The sequence below is a fragment of the Niastella sp. sgz303648 genome, from assembly GCF_059587045.1.
This window is the reverse complement of record NZ_JCAPSW010000001.1, coordinates 49,266-67,298: the sequence shown is the minus strand read 5'-3', so window position 1 is coordinate 67,298 and position 18,033 is coordinate 49,266. Positions and strand designations below refer to the sequence as shown.

The following is an 18,033-nucleotide window of genomic DNA, read 5'->3' as shown; positions in this document are numbered from 1 at the left end:
ACAAAGTTGTATTGTTACTACCTGTAATTCCCAATACCTTCGCCGTATATTTATTCCATATGCAGGAAAAATACTGTTCAAAAACAGTTATTGCATACTGTTGCAGTTAGGAATACTCACCATTACACCTTATTTCAACTTACGGTTAAACCTGTTGTAACCAGCGCATCCATAAATTATAAACGACTCAATCGGAGGCAATGGCAAACCCGGGAAGGTTTGTGAAAACAGATTTATCCCGGAATTGAGATGGATAATGAAGCAGGGCGACAAATTTTTGCTGCACATTATTCACACTGGCAGGCGCACGACCTCTTGTGCCTGCCTCTTTTTTTGCATTGAATTAGCGCCCGCTGCAGTGTTGACGGAAAATAGCAAAAAGGGTAGTATGCAGTCCTAATTAATTAGAAGTATGCGACATACCATTAACAAAAAAATACAATGAATAGTCAACCAGGGTAAAAAAATTACCTGCGCTACACTTTATATTTGGATCAGGTTACACGCTTTGTTTTTCATTAGTAGCAACTCTCACCATTAGAATGTTTAGGTTCTGATTGTGTTGTGCAATTTGAATTGCACAATCCGGGATGCATTAACAGCGAAAGAAGGGGTTCTTTCTTTCCTGTTAATGACCGGAAATTTCAGATGGTTTGATGGTTCAATTGTTTGATTGTTGGTTTACATTTATACAACCCTTTATTTTTCAATCAGACTACATTTCAACCAGCCATTAATTAGTCGGGATGCCCCATCTGAGGGTATACAGCCATCAAACAATCAAACAATCAAACAATTAGCGAATATTAGCTTTTTAGCTTCAATATTTCACGCAAACAAATTGGGTAACAGATTGTATAATACATTTGTAGTCCCGCCTGGGCGGGAGTAAAATGATGAATTATGTTTAAAGATGCGACCCAACAGGAGATCAATGAAGTACTGAACAATGCATGGCAGGCTTTTCACGTATACCGCAAATATCCACTGAAAGAAAGAGCCCGCTTTATGCGCAGCATCGCAGCTGAGCTCGAAAACGCCGGTGATGAACTGATTCAAACCGCCATGCGGGAAACCAACTTGCCCGAGGCCCGTTTACGCAATGAAAGGGCCCGTACTATATTTCAGCTTACCAGTTATGCCGATGCCTGCGAAAAGGGCGAGTGGCTCGAAGCCAGGATCGATACGGCAAATCTCAACAGAAATCCGCCGAAACCCGATATCCGCAAAATGTTGATCCCCCTGGGACCGGTAGTGGTTTTCGGCGCCAGTAATTTTCCATTTGCCTATTCAACTGCCGGTGGCGATACGGCCTGTGCATTGGCAGCAGGTTGTCCGGTTATTGTAAAGGCACACCCTGCCCATGCCGGAACATCTGAACTGGTGGCAAAAGCAATTTTAAAAGCCGCTGAAGCCGGTAAATTACCTAAAGGTGTTTTTGCTCATGTGCATGGCGCATCGCAGGAAGTAGGCAAAGCCCTGGTAACGCATACTTATACAAAAGCAGTTGGCTTTACCGGTTCTTATCTGGGTGGTAAAGCATTGTTCGACTGGGCCAATCAGCGTAAAGAACCTATTCCGGTGTTTGCCGAAATGGGAAGTATCAATCCCGTGTTTCTTTTTCCGGAGAAATTAAAGCAGTCGGCGGTTGATATCGCTAAAATGTACGCCGGTTCTATTACACTGGGAGTTGGTCAGTTCTGTACCAATCCCGGTCTTATTATCGGTGTTGAAGGAACTGAGTTGCAAAACTTCATTATTACATTGGGGAATGAAATAAAATCGGTTAGTCCGGGTACTATGTTGCACCCCGGTATAAGTAAAAATTATACTGAAAACAGAGCGCGGGCACTGTCTCAAAAAGATGTACAAACAGTAGCTGTATCCGATGCACAACCGCAAACAAACCAGGGTGCGCCTACCATTGCATCGGCAAGCGGTGAAGCCTTTTTAAATAATCCCGTTTTACACCAGGAAGTGTTTGGTCCGTATTCGATCGTGATCCGTTGTAAAGATAGCAGTGAAATGCTTGAAGTAACGCGTCGCCTCGAAGGACAGCTCACGGCTACTTTAATGGCTACTGAAAAAGATATTGTTGAGAATGATGATCTGGTAGAAGCTGTAAAAAATATCTGCGGGCGTTTTATTGTAAACGGAGTTCCTACAGGTGTTGAAGTATGTTTAAGCATGCATCATGGCGGGCCGTTTCCGGCAACTACCGATTCGCGTTTTACTTCGGTTGGGGCAGATGGCATCAAACGTTTTGCCCGGCCTATTGCCTATCAAAGCTGGCCCGATAACCTGTTACCGGATGAATTAAAAAGCAGCAATCCGCTGGGCATCTGGCGCACGGTGAATGATGTGGTAACGAAGGAATCTGTACAATAGGCAATTGACAATAGACAATAGACAATAGGCAAGTTGTATGGCGAGAGCGTAAGAAGTATGAACCAGTTTTTTGTGTAGACAAAGTTTGCCTGTTGCTTATTGCTTATTGCTTATTGCCAATTGCTTATTGCCAATTGAATTGCAGTTTTCTGCGGCATACAAATAAATTACCATCATCAATTTTTTATTACTTTAATCGTTTGAAACGATAAGCTTGCATAAATGAAGGACAGCTATTAGTTGAGGTGTAATCACCGGAACTTATCTGTGTTGATCTGTGTAATCTGTGGCAACAACTGCTTCGCGCAGCGAAGCAAAAACAAATCAGTGGCTTAAATGAAAAAAACATTTTTCTGTATCGATGCACATACCTGTGGAAACCCTGTACGTCTTGTAGCAGGTGGCGGCCCCGTTCTGGAAGGAAAGAACATGAGCGAAAAGCGCCAGCATTTTTTAAAAGAATACGACTGGATTCGAAAGGGTTTGATGTTTGAACCACGCGGTCATGATATGATGAGCGGCAGCATTCTGTATCCTGCGCACGATCCGCAAAATGATGTAGCTGTTTTGTTTATTGAAACAAGTGGCTGCCTGCCTATGTGCGGCCATGGCACCATCGGTACTATTACCATTGCTATTGAAGAAGGATTGATTTCTCCCAAAATACCCGGTACCATGCGTATGGAAACACCCGCCGGACTGGTAATGATCAGCTATAAACAGGAAGGTAAAAAAGTAAAAAGCGTTAAACTCACTAACGTTCCCGGTTATCTGGCGGCAGAAGGTTTAACAGTAACCTGTCCTGAGTTAGGCGAACTTACTATCGATGTTTCATACGGCGGAAATTTTTATGCCATCGTGGATGTTCAGCCAAATTTCAAAGGGCTGGAACATTATGGCGCCGATAAGCTGATTGCCTGGGCGCGTGAATTACGCAAACGGATAAATGAACAATACCAGTTTGTGCATCCTGAAAATCCCACGATCAATGGCTGCTCGCATATTTTATGGACGGGCGCCACAATTGATAAAAATGCTACCGCCCGCAATGCGGTATTTTATGGCGATAAAGCAATTGACCGTTCACCCTGCGGAACCGGCACTTCGGCCCGTATGGCGCAATGGTATGCAAAAGGAAAACTGAAAAAAGGCGATGCCTTTATTCACGAAAGCATCATCGGCTCTCAATTCATTGGCCGTATTGAAGAAGAAACTATGGTAGATGGAAAGCCGGCCATCAGACCCAGTATCGAAGGCTGGGCAAAGGTTTACGGATACAACACCATTACAATCGATCCCGAAGATGATCCGTATGCATACGGGTTTCAGGTACTTTGATAATTTGAAAATGTGCAAATTTGAAAATGAAAAAAAACAATCGACTTTTTCAAATTCACGTTTGCCGTTTCACCACTAAATTAAACAAATGAGCAAACAGGTTACAATTATTGGCGGGGGCGTTATAGGCCTTTGTTGCGCTTACTACTTACAAAAGGAAGGATACGAAGTAACAGTTATCGAAAAAGGCGACATTACCGATGGTACCTCATTCGGTAATGCCGGTTATGTATCGCCCAGTCATTTTGTTCCGCTTGCTACGCCCGGTATTGTGGCGCAGGGCCTGCGCTGGATGCTCAGTTCTACCAGTCCTTTTTACATTAAACCCCGGCTCAATGTTGATCTGATCAAATGGTGCCTTACCTTCTGGAAACAGGCCAATGCACAAACCGTACAGAAAAATGTACCGCCGCTGAATGATATTTTGCACCTAAGCCGCGAACTCACAACCGATATAAAAAATGAACTCGGCAACCGTTTCCGCATGCAGGAAATTGGTTGTTTAATGTTATACAAAACTGCGGCTGTAGAAAAACATGAAATTGAAATGGCGCACGAAGCAGCCGCGCTGAAAATCGAAACAAAGGTCCTGAATGCACAGGAAGTGCAGGCGCTGGAGCCGGATGTACAGGTTGATGTAAAGGGTGGCATATTATATCCGATAGATTGCCATATGCATCCCGGCGATTTTATGGGTACTCTGAAAACTCATTTACAAAAAGCCGGTGTAAAGCTGCAGCTGAACACTACGGTAACCAGCTTCGAAAAAAATGGCAATAAGGTTACGGCTGTAATTACCGATAAAGGAAAATTCGAATGCAACCAGCTCGTGCTTGCCAATGGTTCGTGGCTGCCGGTAGTAAGCGAAAAACTGGGCGTTAATATAATGTTGCAGGCCGGTAAAGGGTACAGTATGACCTATGAAAATATTAAACGAAACCTGCGTTATCCCGCCATATTGGTCGATAAACGGGTTGCTATGACACCCATGGGCGCCGATCTGCGTATGGGTGGTACTATGGAAATAAGCGGATTGAATTCACCTCTTTTAATAAAACGGGCACAGGCCATTTATAACGGCGCCAAAGCCTATTATCCCGATTTGCCGGTTGATGTTATGCCGGTTGAAAAAATATGGTACGGGCTGCGTCCTCTTACGCCCGATGGATTGCCCTACATAGGTGGTCACAGCAAATATTCAAATCTTGTAATTGCAGGCGGACATGCCATGCTGGGTCTGTCGCTCGCTGCTGGCACCGGTAAGCTGGTAGAAGAGCTGATCAGTAAAAAGCAAACCTCAGTTGATGTAAGTGCTTTTGCCCCGGAAAGGTTTTAATGCTGTTTATAGTTTGTGGTTGTAGTTTGTAGTTCTTTTGGTGAATCACACTGTGCGATTTCATTCCTTTCGCACTTTTAAGTGTCGGATTCAATAAGGGATCTCCAAAGCGCGGTAGCAACCACAAACCACAAACTACAAACCGGAAACTGTTTTCTCGTATCTTTAGCATCCTCAAAAACAGATACATATGAAAAAACAGGTAATTACCGGTTCCTTATTATTAACCACCTTATTCGCTACTGCCCAACACGAACTCAATAAGAAATGGGAAACAGATACATTGTTAAAAGTGCCTGAATCGGTATTGTACGATGCTCTAGGCAAAGTGCTGTATGTATCGAATATCGACGGACAACCCTGGGAAAAAGACGGCAAAGGATCGATTGGTAAAGTGGGGCTCGATGGTAAAATCATTGCGGTTGACTGGGTAACCGGCCTGGAAGCGCCAAAAGGACTGGGTTTATATAAAACTAAATTATATGTAGCTGATGTTGATAAAGTGGCGGTGATTGATATAACAAAAGGGGCTATTGAATTGACAATTCCGGTTGAAGGCGCACAGGGGCTGAACGATTTAACTGTCGACAAAAAAGGGGTGATATATGTTTCTGATTCAAAAACCAAAAAGGTGCACCGCATCGAAAATGGTAAAGTGAGCACCTTGCTCGAAAATCTGAAAGGCCCCAACGGCGTTTTGATCAATGGCGATGATCTGTATGTACTGGATGCCGGTGGTTTATATAAAGTTGAAAAAGATAAATCATTGACCAAACTGGCCGATGGCATGGAAGGCGGTACCGATGGCGTTGAACACGTAGCCGGCAAGGATTTTATTGTAAGCTGCTGGCAGGGCTCAATATGGTATGTGAACGGAGATGGCACCAAACAGAACCTGCTCGATACCCGCGACCAAAAAATGAATACGGCCGACATTGGTTACGATGCCAAAAACAGGATCGTATATGTTCCCACCTTCTTTAAAAATAAAATCGTGGCTTATGAACTAAAGTAACAATGGAACGTTAAAATTGATGGCTGATTGTGGCGTTTGTGCGGGTGATAGTACTTTTATGTTCGCATTTTATTGAATATGGATTGTAATTCTACCAATTTATCTTACCAGCAGACGGGTTATTTTTCGAAGTTAATTACAGATTATCTGAACCAGTCACCGGCTGTACAACCTTTTTATCAGTATCCCGTTTCTGTTGAAGGTATTGCAGCGGCTATCAATGCGCGGCAACCGGTTAACACAAACCGAAATTTACTGGTAGCTGAATTACAAAAGCAGTATGCTGCTTTAACTACCGCCAGTGCGGTGCAACAAAATATTCAGCTGTTGTTGCAGCCCAATACTTTTACAATTACCACGGCACATCAGCCGGCCATCTTCACAGGAACCCTGTACTTTATTTACAAAATTCTTCATGTAATTAAACTGGCCGAAAGGTGCAGAAAAGAATTTCCGCAGTACAATTTTGTTCCTGTATTCTGGATGGGAAGCGAAGATGCCGACCTCGATGAACTGGGCCATGTTTACCTGAGCGGCGAAAAGCTGGTATGGGATACCAAACAAACAGGCGCCGTTGGTCGAATGAATACCAAAGGGCTCGATAAACTGATATATCGTATAGAAGGAGAGTTGTCGGTACAGCCTTATGGTAACGAACTGGTTCAGTTACTGAAAACCTGTTATCTGCAAAGTCCCGATATACAAACCGCCACTTTTAAACTGATCGATGCATTGTTTGCACAATATGGTTTAATAGTGGTGTTGCCCGATAATGCCGCGCTGAAAAAGGTTATGGAACCGGTATTTCGCGAAGACCTGCTGCAGCAAACCGCCGCCGGTATAGTTTCAAAGACCATTGAAAAATTATCGCAGCAGTATAAAGTACAGGCACATCCGCGGGAAATTAATCTGTTCTATTTAAAAGATAATATACGGGAGCTGATTGAAGTAAAAAGTACGAAGTATGAAGTAAGAAATACTTCTATAAGTTTTACGAAGGAAGAAATACTGGCTGAATTAAACAGCCATCCTGAAAGGTTTAGTCCGAATGTAATTTTACGTGGATTGTACCAGGAAACCATTTTGCCCAATATTGCTTTTGTAGGAGGCGGCGGTGAAACCGCTTACTGGCTCGAACTGAAAGACCTCTTTAATTACTATAAAGTTCCTTTCCCTGCATTGATATTGCGTAATTCGTTTTTGATCGTAGAAAAGAAATGGCAGGAAAAGATCCACAAACTGGGGCTGCAGCCAAGTGACTTTTTTCAACCGGAGCAACAACTGCTTACCGTATTGGTGAGCCGGCATAAAAACGGCGAGCTGAAACTAAAGCATGAACTCGAAGCGGCTATGCAGGTGTATGAATTATTAAAGAACAAAGCCGCCGCGATCGACAAATCGTTATTACAACATGTTGAAGCATTACAGGCTCGAACATTAAAGCCCCTGCAGGAGCTGGAAAAGAAACTGCTTCGTGCCGAAAAAAGAAAATACGAAACCGAGCAGCGGCAAATACATACTATTCAATCGGCTTTATTTCCGCGAAATGGCTTGCAGGAACGTATCGATAACTTCATGCCCTGGTATGCGCTATGGGGAAAGCAATTTATTGAGAAAGTATACGAACACTCGCCCGCGATCGAACAACAGTTTACCATTATAAATGAGAAATAATAAATGAAAAATGAGGAATGAAGAAGTGTATTCCACTTTTCATCCCTCATTTCTTATTTCACATTTTAATTTTCTACTCTTTCACTCTTACCGTAAACACACTATTACTTCCCGTTTTATTTTTGGCCAGTAAAAACAGTTTCAATCGCATATTTTTTTCGGTACGAATACAAACCGATTGCATATTAAAACCGTTAAATGCTTCATTGGTTTCGCTCAAATGAAACAGCGTATTTACTTTCATTTTTTTGCGAACTACTTTACGCGAAGCATTTTCAATAACTGCGAGGTAACTGTCGCCTAAACCGCCTTCGGGGTCGGTTGAGCTTTCAGTAAGCAGGGTGGCAACCAGCCAATCGTTTTTATACGAATAAGCAAGTCCTGAAAGACCAACCACCTGTTTAGGTGTTTGCGGTAAATCAAAACTTACGGTGGTTATTTCTGCGCCCGACTGGTTTCTATAGAAATCCACATCTGTTACAATAATATGCTTTTCGGGCGCTGCTTTATGATCGCGGTTACATAATATCAGTTTTCCCAGCACAATAGCAGCCGATTCAATGTTAATGACCCCCACGGTTTCTTTCAGCCGGTTGTAAAACTCAGTGATATCGAACTCTTCTTTGGTATGATCATCCAGATTGATGAGGATAGCTTTGTGGTGATTGTCTTTTACATCAAAACCCAATACCAGCAAACGGGGAATACTGTTCACCTCAATAATGGTGGTAGCTTCAAAATCAGATTTACTTTTGGGAGCGATTTTGGGGTCACCGTTCACCAGCAGGTGATGGGTGGCATGGGTTTGCCATTTTTTATTAAGCACAACCATGTCACTGGCATCATCATCTACCAGATAAAGGAAATCATTAAAAAATTCAAGATTTGAGCCAATGGGTAAATCCGGCAATTCTTTATAATCAAGCAGTTTCAATTTCATACCACGCGCAAATTACAAGGATGATCAATAATTGCCTAATCAAATTTATTTTCCCACCCCTGTTTTTTCAGGTTTTCAATTTTAACCATTACTTCCTGTTCCAGTTTTTGCTTATAGGCAGCTACCTGGTTACCAATGGTTTCATCAAAAGCCCCTAAGATAGAAGCGGCAAGAATGCCGGCATTTTTAGCGGCATTTAAAGCAACCGTAGCCACCGGTATGCCGTTAGGCATTTGTAAAATCGATAATACCGAATCCCATCCATCGATCGAGTTACTCGATTTAATAGGCACGCCAACCACCGGCAATGGGGTAAGGGAGGCAACCATACCAGGTAAATGGGCGGCCCCGCCGGCCCCGGCTATAATTACTTTAAGCCCTCTTTCACGTGCTTTGGTGGCATATTGCACCATCCGCAGCGGTGTTCGGTGGGCCGATACTACAGTTAATTCGAAGGGAATATTCAATTCAGTTAATACCTCTGCGGCAGCTTTCATTACCGGTAAATCGCTGTCGCTGCCCATTATGATACCAATCTTAGGCTCCATATAGCTGGTTAGTTAAGTAGCAAAGAAAAGAAATATAATATTAATGCAACAAATCCCCCTTCAACCGCAACAGCTCCGTTTCGGCTACTTTGGTGTTATAGCGGGCGGCAATTAAGCGGGTTTTGGCATCGAGTAAACTTTTTTGGGCCTCGCGCAATTCGAGCCAGGTCGAAACACCCTGTTTGAACCGTTCCAGGGCGATCACTACATTTTCTTCAGCAAGGGTAATATTATCTTCTTCGAGCGTTAACAGCTGCTTTTGTAGTTCATAATCTTTAAATGCATTGGTAAGGCCAACATCAACCAGCGATCGCTGATTGTTATAATTCAGTTGCTGATATTGCACATCCAGTTGCGCCTGTTTAATAAGCCGGCGTGTATTAAAGCCGTTCAGAATGGGAACATTTAAACCCAACCCGTAATTATATCCTTTATTCTGATTAAAAAAGGCCAGGTTTGGGTTTACCGCTATGTTGTTATTGGTTTGGGAAAAATTATAGGCTGAGTTGAATGAAAGAGTAGGCCATAATCCTGCCCGTTGTTCTTTTACGGTGAGGCTGGCAATATCAATGTTCTTTTTGGCCATCAATAACGTAGGATTGGTTTGTTCGAACTGCTGTGTCAGTGCACCAAATTGTAAGGCTGTGTTGAGCGGAATGCTGTCACTTACCTCGTAAACCGAGCCGCTTGTAAAGCCAATGAGCCGGTTCAGCTGATCGCGCAACTGGGCTATCAACGTTAACTGTTGCAGCTGTGCCGCTTTTTGCGCATTGTAGTCAACCTTTGCCTGCAGCAGTTCGGGCTTGTTGCCTAAACCAACCGATAATTTTTTATCGGCCAGTTTTACCCTTTCTTCATTGATCGACATCTGCTCTTCCACTGCTTTCAGCTGTTGCTTCTGACGAACAATATTGAAATAATTATTGATAACAGCTGCAATGCTGTTCACCATCTGACTTTTTACACCCAATGCACCCAGATGTTCAAGTTCTATGAGCTTTTCGCGCGTGGCGAACATTTTCATGCCATCGAATAAGGTCCAGCTCAGATTAACAGAGTAACTGAGATTGGTAGTTCTTACAGCGCTTCGCGAAACTGTACTATCTTTTCCCGACACACGGCTTACAAACTTTTGTTTTTGATTATTGGTATTCCAAACAGTAGCTGCCACGCCATTCAACTGAGGTAAAAAGGCGCCAAACGAATAATAACGGTCCAGTGCATAGGACGTTGAATCGTTCCGGCTCATCAAGATATCGTAATTATTTTTCAGCGCAGCGGAAATCGCGTCTTCAAGGGTCAATAATTGTTGCCCTTTTGCCAGTAATGTACAACAGAGGCAAGCAATTAGTATAAAAGCATATTTCATATTGCCGGGAAAATAGTTTGTTGTTTGTAGTTGTGTTACCAGTTACCGGATACCAGATACCAGGAAAACTGGTAACTGGTAACAGGCATCATGCTCTATGCACCTCCGCTTCCATCAGTTCCAGCTCACTCTTTTTCTTTTTGGCGCTCAGGAACGAATACATGGCTGGTATCACATATAAGGTTAATATAAGTGAGAACATAATTCCACCTACGATCACAATACCCAATGGTATACGGCTGGTAGCCGCTGCACCAAGCGATAAAGCAATTGGCAATGCACCCAGCGACATAGCTAAACTGGTCATTAAGATCGGGCGCAAACGGGCGCTCGCTGCTTCAATAACTGCCTGTTTTTTGGGCAAACCTGCCAGCTGCTTTTGATTGGCAAACTCCACAATCAGGATACCATTTTTGGTAACCAGTCCTATAAGCATAATCATGCCAATCTGCGAAAATATATTCAGGGTTTGATCGAATAACCATAACGATAATACAGCACCGGCGATCGCCAGCGGTACCGTTAACATAATCACCAGCGGATCGATAAAGCTTTCGAACTGTGCCGCCAGTACCAGGAATATCAGCGCCAGCGCCAGTATAAAAGCAAACGAGGTATTACCCGAGCTTTCGGCAAAGTCGCGGCTTGAACCGGCCAGCGAAGTAGCAAATGTATCATCCAGCAAATGACCGGCGATGGTTTGCATCTCTTTTATACCTTCTCCTAACGTACGGCCGGGTGCCAGGCCGGCAGAAATAGTAGCCGACTTATACCGGTTAAAATGATACAGCGTAGGAGGGGTGGTTTGTTCGCGTATCGACACAAGGTTATCGAGCGAAATGATTTCGCCGCGGGTATTACGAACATATATATTTTTCAGATCGGTTGGGTCGTCACGATCATTACGCGCCACCTGGCCAATCACTGAATATTGTTTACCGGCCCTGAAGAAATACCCCAACTGCAGATTACTCAATGCCAGTTGCAGGGTTTGCGATACGTCGGCCACGCTTACACCCAGCTGGCTCGCTTTTATACGGTCAATTTCAATATTTATCTCAGGCTTATTGAATTTCAGGTCAACATCAACGCCCTGGAAAACCGGGCTCTTGTTGGCTTCTTCAAGAAATTTGGGCAATACCTGCGATATCTTGCTAAAGTCATTATTCTGAATTACGAACTGTACGGGCAGTCCACCACGGCGGTTTACCGAAATGGTTTGTTCCTGTATGGCAAAAGCCTTTCCTTCAGAAAACTTACCGAGGTTGCGGTTCACCATATCAACAATCTGCTGTTGTGAACGGTTTCTTTCATTTGGTTCACTAAGGGTTAAGCGTACAAAACCTGTATTGGTAGCGCCGGAACCACTGAAACCTGGCGCCACTACGGTAAGATCGGTGCGGTTTTCGGGAACAGAATCGAGCATGAACTGCGACAGGCGATCGATGTACTGATCCATATAATCGTACGAAGTGCCTTCGGGTGCTGTAACCGATAAACGAAACTGGCTGCGGTCTTCCATGGGCGCCAGTTCCGACTGCAGGCCAGTACCGATAAAGTAGATAATGCCAAAACAAACCACCACAATGATCAGCGCCACCCAGCGTACGCGCATAAATCTTTTCAGCGAATTGTAATAGCCGGTTTCCATCCAGCGAAAGAAGGGTTCGGTTTTATGATAGAACCAGCCGTGCTTTATTACTTTTCGGGTAAGCTTTACGTTCAGTACCGGCGTTAAGGTAAGCGATACAAAAGCCGATATCAATACCGCACCCGCTACCACAATACCAAACTCGCGGAACAGGCGGCCTACAAAGCCCTGTAAAAAGATAATGGGTAAAAAGATAATCGCCAGGGTAATGGAGGTGGCAATAACCGCGAAATATATTTCCTTGGAACCTTCACGCGCCGCCTCGTATTTGTTCATGCCCTGTTCAAGCTTCTTAAATATGTTTTCGGTAACCACAATACCATCATCTACTACCAGACCGGTTGCCAGCACTATACCCAGCAACGACAACACATTTATGGTAAAACCGCTCAGGTACATAATAAAGAAGGCGCCGATGAGCGAAACAGGAATGTCGATCAACGGACGTAATGCAATTAACCAGCTTCGGAAGAACAAATAAATGATGAGCACCACCAGCACAAGCGCCACAATGAGCGTTTCCTCTACTTCGGAAATTGATTTTTTAATGAACTTTGTTTGGTCCAGTGCAATGCCCAGTTTAATATCGGCGGGCACTTCTTTTTTTATCTGCTCATAACGTTTATAAAACTCGTCGCTGATAGCCACATAATTCGAGCCGGGCTGTGGCACCAGCGCCAGCGCAATCATCGGTATGCGGCTTTCCTTTAAAATCGTTTCCTCATTTTCGGGGCCCAGCACGGCTTCTGCCACATCTTTCAGGCGAATATCGCTGCCGTTTACGTTCTTTATTATTACATTATTGAAATCATCTTCGGTAGTTAAACGGCCAAAGGTTCGAACCGTTAATTCGGTTGAATTGCCTGATAATTTACCCGATGGCAGCTCAACATTTTCGCGGGTCAATGCAGTTTGTACATCACCCGGCGTTAAGCCATAGGCGCTTAATTTGGCAGGATTGAACCATATGCGCATCGCATACCGTTTTTCGCCCCATATCTGAATGGCGCTTACACCCGGTATCGTTTGCAACCTTTCCTGCAACACGTTTGTGCCATACTCCGTAATCTCTAACTGGTTACGGGTATTGCTTTGCACCGTCATAGAAATAATGGCATCACTGCTGGCGTCGGCTTTGGCAACTACAGGTGGCGCCGGAAGGTCATCGGGTAATGACCGTTGCGCCTGCGACACTTTATCACGCACATCATTAGCTGCTGCTTCAAGATCGATGCTCAGATCAAATTCTACGTTTATACTGCTAACGCCCTGGCTGCTGGTAGAAGTAATGTTACGAACACCGGCAATACCATTGATGGCTTTTTCGAGTGGTTCGGTTATCTGCGATTCAACTATTTCGGCATTGGCTCCCGGATAACTGGTGCGCACACTTACATTCGGCGGATCAATTGCAGGATAATCACGAACTCCGAGGTACGTAAAACCAATCACACCGAACAGCACGATCGCAATGTTCAGTACGGTTGCCAGCACGGGGCGCCGTAAACTCAGCTCAGAAATGTTCATGGAACCTTATTGTACTTTGGTTAATTTAATTTTACTATCGGGGCGTATGGTAAGCAAAGCCGTTGTTACTATTGTATCTCCTTCCTGCACGCCATCTAACACCTGTACAAATGAAGAATCACGAATGCCGGTAGTAACAACCGTAAAATTGGCGGTACCACCTTTATAAATGATCACCCGCTTGTTGCGCGCCTGCGGTATTACAGCCTGCGAGGGCACAATCAGCGACCGGTCGTTCTTTCCCAACTGCAAAGATACTTTAGCAAAAGCACCCGACACCAACAGCTGGTGTTTGCCGTTTACTACAGCACGTATTTTTAAGGTGCGTGTATTGGCTTCGATATTCGATTCGGTAGCAATTACCGAAGCGGTGAATCTGGCATCGCTGCCGGCCACCGAAAAATTTATCGGTCTGCCTTTGCGCATGTCTTCGCTGTATTTTTCAGGTACAGAAAATTCCAGTTTCAGCTGACTTACCTGACTGATGGTGGTAAGCAGGGTAGTGGGGGTAATGTATGCTCCGGTACTGATATTCTTCAAACCAATTCTTCCGGCAAAAGGGGCCCTGATTTCGGTTTTACCAATGCTCACCTGGGTTAGTTCAATATCGGCTTTAAGATTACTAACCTGCAGTTCACTTAAATCGTATTCCTGCTGACTGATGCCATTGATCTTTAATAATTCCTTCTGACGTTCGGCTGTTTTTTGGGCGATCTGTAACTGCACCTGTAATTTTTTTAACTGTGCCTGCAGATCATTATCGAACAACTTAACGAGTAGCGTTCCTTTTTGAACAAAACTTCCCTCGGGAATGTTCAACCAAACTATGCGACCCGATATTTCGGGGCGAATTTCAGTTTCTTCAAACGGTAACAGGGTCCCGGGAATTTCGAGGTTTTCGCTCAGCGATTTTGTTCTTACAACAAATGCTTCTGCCTGTACAGGACGGTCGCCACCTGAACGACCACCGGCAGGAGGATTAGTTTTCTTTTCGCTTTTGCAGGAAATAAAAATAAAAGACAGAATAAATCCGAGTAAAATCCGGCACTTAAAATTCATCTGATGTTATATATTTATAAACTACCTAAACCGGCAAATGTGAAACGGCAAACGCGAAAACATTCCCAAATCAATAAGGTTACTTAATGAGGGCATGGCTTCTCGTTTGCCGTTTTTACAAATCACGTTGCTCGCTCCGCAAAATTAATGCTTTCACAATGGCAGAACCATAAAAAGGGGATGAACGGAAGGCTGAACCGCTGCTAACTTACTACTTTTAATATGTTTTTAATCCGGTTAGCTTTATACGTCAAATCCTGTTTGTCTTTACTGACGATAGTTACATGTCCCATCTTGCGACCTGGTTTGGTTTGTTTTTTACCATACAAATGAACAAATACATTATCCATTTGCAATACTTCCTGCAGGCCTTCATATTTTGCTTCACCTTCAAAACCGGCAGCACCTATGAGATTCACTATCGCTGCGGGTAAAATATGTTCTGTATTACCGAGCGGATAGCCGAGCATTACGCGCCACAGCATATCGAACTGCGAACTGTAATTGGCTTCAATAGTATGATGTCCGCTGTTATGAACGCGGGGAGCTGTTTCATTCACAAAAACATCCCCCTGCTTATCTACAAACAATTCAACAGCGAATATGCCGGGACTCTTTAAACCTTTTACCACCGCCAGTGAAATGGCCTCTACTTTCCATAATATTTTTTCGGTAAGTTCGGCCGGACTTATCTGGTAGTCGAGCAGGTTTAACCGTTGATCAAAAACCATATCTACCGCCGGATACAAAGCTGTTTCGCCTTTTTCATTTATGGCAATGATCTGTGATATTTCGCGGTGGATCGAAACCATTTTTTCCAACACTGCGGGGGCATCAAATCCTTTGTCGAGGTCTTCGTTTGTTTTAAGCAATTGTACGCCGCGGCCATCGTATCCGCCCTGGCCCAGTTTATGTACAGCTGGCAGGTAAGAGGCATTGCTTTTTAATTCGGCGATGTTTTGGGTAACTATAAATTGCGAGGTAGGTATTTGTTGTTCTTTATAAAACTGCTTTTGTAATATTTTATTTTTTATGGTACGCAGGGCCGAAGGGCGGGGATAAACCTTCACACCTTCCTGTTCAAGTTTTTCCAGCGCATCTTCATTCACCGATTCAATTTCTATGGTAATCGCATCGAGGCCTTTACCGAAATTGTACACATCGTCGAAATTGCGAATATCACCCTTTACAAACCGGTGGCATAAATGCGCTGCAGGGCATTGCTCATCGTTTTCAAGCACAAAGGTTTCAACAGGATAATTCGCTGCTGCCTGTAACAACATCCTTCCTAATTGTCCGCCCCCAAGGATACCAATTTTTTGCATGGTTAGTTTTATTGAGCGGCAAAGATAAGTATCCTGAGCGTAGTCGAAGGATCGCAAAAAAGGATTGAGCGTAGTCGAAATCCATTGAATAATCGAAATCCACACTTCGACTACGCTCAGTGTGTTAAACTGGTCCTTCGATAGTTCGACTTCGCTCACTACGCTCAGGACCAATGACTGATTTGACAAACTTGACTAATTTTACCTGCTATTTTAAGGGTAAAAGGCTGTTATGGTTGCCTTACTGTTGAAATCCCGGAATAATCATTTACTTATAAAACACAACATGAGTTTCAACCAAATTGTATTATCTGCAAAAAGATACCTGGCCTTCATGGCGGCAGCCTGTTCATTAATCCCTTTATCAATGTATGCCCAGCCGGCCCCCAAACCCATAGGTCCCGAACCCAACGCAAGGCAAATTGAATGGTACCATCGGGAGATCATCGCTTTCTTTCATTTTGGTATGAATACTTTTACCAACGATAACGAGGGCGAAGGAAAAGCAAGTCCGCAATTGTTTAATCCAACTGCCCTGAACTGCAAACAATGGACAAGCGTTCTTAAAAAAGCCGGCATTCACTGTGCTATTCTGGTAGCCAAACATGCCGATGGTTTTTGCAACTGGCCTTCGGCCTATACCGATTATTCGGTAAAGAACAGTCCCTGGAAAAATGGTAAGGGCGATGTGGTAAGGGAATTTACCGATGCCTGCAAAGCTGCCGGCATAAAAGCCGCTATTTATCTCGGTCCGCACGACCGCCACGATCACCGATATGGAACACCGGCTTATAGTGACTACTATGCCGGTCAATTGTCGGAGTTATTAAGAAATTATGGCCGTATTTGGGAAATATGGTGGGATGGGGCAGGAGCCGATAAGCTGACGACGGATTTTTATACACGCTGGGCAGATACGGTTCGTCGTTTGCAGCCCCAATGTGTTGTTTTTGGAACCAAAAATTCATATCGCTTTGCCGATTGCCGGTGGATGGGCAATGAATCGGGTTATTCAGGCGATCCGTGCTGGTCGACCATTAATCCAAACTCAATAAAAGAAGAAGCCGATCACATAAAGGAATTAAATGAAGGAGAAATAAATGGAACAGCGTATGTTCCGGCCGAAGCAGATGTATCGATTCGCCCCAGCTGGTTTTATCATCCCGAAGAAGATGATAAGGTAAAAAGCGTCGCTACATTGTGGGATATTTATTTTAAATCGGTTGGCCGCAACAGCGTATTGCTGCTGAATTTTCCGCCGGATAAACAGGGACTCGTTCCGGCCATTGATGCACAAAGAAGCGATAGTTTGCGCCGGCTCATCAATACAACTTTTAAAACCAATCTTGCCAAAGGCGCCGTTATTCAATCGCTTCATGGCCGTGGTGCAAAATACAGAGCAATCAACTTGACCGACAATCTGGAAAGCACGTATTACGCTACTTCAGATGCTTTTACAACAGATACCATTACTTTTCACCTGACATCGCCCAAAACATTTGATGTACTGATGCTACAGGAAGTAATTGAACTCGGCCATCGTACCACAGTATGGTCGGTGGATTATTCAGCCGATGGCAGCAACTGGACGGCTATTCCAGAAGCAACCGGCAAACAATGTATCGGTTACAAATGGCTGGTAAAATGCAAACCGGTAACAGCGTCGCATGTACGCCTGCGCATCACCGGCGGCAAGGCATGTGCAGCAATACACACGTTTGGGATTTATAAGCAGCCGTAAGGATCCTGAGCGTAGTCGAAGGATCGAAATAAAGGATTGAGCGTAGTCGAAATCCACACTTCGACTTCGCTCAGGACACTTTGAATACCTTGTAGAAATCTTTTAATATCCTCTTTAGTACA

Annotated in this window: 12 protein-coding genes; 6 read left to right on the top strand and 6 right to left on the bottom strand. The window is 44.0% G+C overall.

What is annotated here, in order from left to right; all coding sequences use genetic code 11:
* The first annotated feature begins 903 nt into the window (after positions 1 to 903).
* From AC59IL_RS00180 to bshC, 5 genes are all read left to right on the top strand, one after another.
* A complete protein-coding gene (locus AC59IL_RS00180) occupies positions 904 to 2,388 on the top strand; it encodes an aldehyde dehydrogenase (NADP(+)) (protein WP_496550035.1) in 1,485 nt (494 codons plus the stop codon).
* Positions 2,389 to 2,724: 336 nt separating this feature from the next.
* Positions 2,725 to 3,726 carry a 4-hydroxyproline epimerase gene (locus tag AC59IL_RS00175; protein WP_496550034.1) on the top strand — a complete coding sequence of 334 codons (1,002 nt, stop codon included), beginning with the start codon at positions 2,725 to 2,727 and terminating at the stop codon, positions 3,724 to 3,726.
* A gap of 88 nt (positions 3,727 to 3,814) precedes the next feature.
* Positions 3,815 to 5,062, top strand: coding sequence for an NAD(P)/FAD-dependent oxidoreductase (locus AC59IL_RS00170; RefSeq protein ID WP_496550033.1), 1,248 nt, complete (start codon positions 3,815 to 3,817; stop codon positions 5,060 to 5,062).
* 190 nt (positions 5,063 to 5,252) lie between these two features.
* The gene (locus AC59IL_RS00165; RefSeq protein WP_496550032.1) at positions 5,253 to 6,077 is read left to right on the top strand and encodes an SMP-30/gluconolactonase/LRE family protein; all 825 of its coding nucleotides are present in this window, start codon (positions 5,253 to 5,255) and stop codon (positions 6,075 to 6,077) included.
* A 78-nt stretch (positions 6,078 to 6,155) separates the two neighbouring features.
* A complete protein-coding gene (gene bshC / locus AC59IL_RS00160; RefSeq protein WP_496550031.1) occupies positions 6,156 to 7,751 on the top strand; it encodes a bacillithiol biosynthesis cysteine-adding enzyme BshC in 1,596 nt (531 codons plus the stop codon).
* A 73-nt stretch (positions 7,752 to 7,824) separates the two neighbouring features.
* Here bshC and AC59IL_RS00155 read toward each other — a convergent pair whose 3' ends face one another.
* The 6 genes from AC59IL_RS00155 to AC59IL_RS00130 all read right to left on the bottom strand — a co-directional run bounded on the left by AC59IL_RS00155 (position 7,825) and on the right by AC59IL_RS00130 (position 16,359).
* A complete protein-coding gene (locus tag AC59IL_RS00155; protein ID WP_496550030.1) occupies positions 7,825 to 8,691 on the bottom strand; it encodes a DUF6929 family protein in 867 nt (288 codons plus the stop codon).
* 35 nt (positions 8,692 to 8,726) lie between these two features.
* Complete coding sequence (purE, locus tag AC59IL_RS00150; protein ID WP_496550029.1) at positions 8,727 to 9,239, bottom strand: 5-(carboxyamino)imidazole ribonucleotide mutase; 513 nt, start codon at positions 9,237 to 9,239, stop codon at positions 8,727 to 8,729.
* A gap of 40 nt (positions 9,240 to 9,279) precedes the next feature.
* Positions 9,280 to 10,608 (bottom strand): TolC family protein, encoded by a 1,329-nt coding sequence (locus AC59IL_RS00145; protein WP_496550028.1) that lies wholly within the window; start codon positions 10,606 to 10,608, stop codon positions 9,280 to 9,282.
* 88 nt (positions 10,609 to 10,696) lie between these two features.
* A complete protein-coding gene (locus AC59IL_RS00140; protein WP_496550027.1) occupies positions 10,697 to 13,786 on the bottom strand; it encodes an efflux RND transporter permease subunit in 3,090 nt (1,029 codons plus the stop codon).
* A 6-nt stretch (positions 13,787 to 13,792) separates the two neighbouring features.
* Positions 13,793 to 14,845, bottom strand: coding sequence for an efflux RND transporter periplasmic adaptor subunit (locus tag AC59IL_RS00135; RefSeq protein WP_496550026.1), 1,053 nt, complete (start codon positions 14,843 to 14,845; stop codon positions 13,793 to 13,795).
* 203 nt (positions 14,846 to 15,048) lie between these two features.
* The gene (locus AC59IL_RS00130; RefSeq protein WP_496550025.1) at positions 15,049 to 16,359 is read right to left on the bottom strand and encodes a 5-(carboxyamino)imidazole ribonucleotide synthase; all 1,311 of its coding nucleotides are present in this window, start codon (positions 16,357 to 16,359) and stop codon (positions 15,049 to 15,051) included.
* A gap of 97 nt (positions 16,360 to 16,456) precedes the next feature.
* Here AC59IL_RS00130 and AC59IL_RS00125 point away from each other — a divergent pair, with 97 nt between their 5' ends.
* Positions 16,457 to 17,911 (top strand): alpha-L-fucosidase, encoded by a 1,455-nt coding sequence (locus AC59IL_RS00125; RefSeq protein ID WP_496550024.1) that lies wholly within the window; start codon positions 16,457 to 16,459, stop codon positions 17,909 to 17,911.
* Positions 17,912 to 18,033 lie beyond the last annotated feature (122 nt).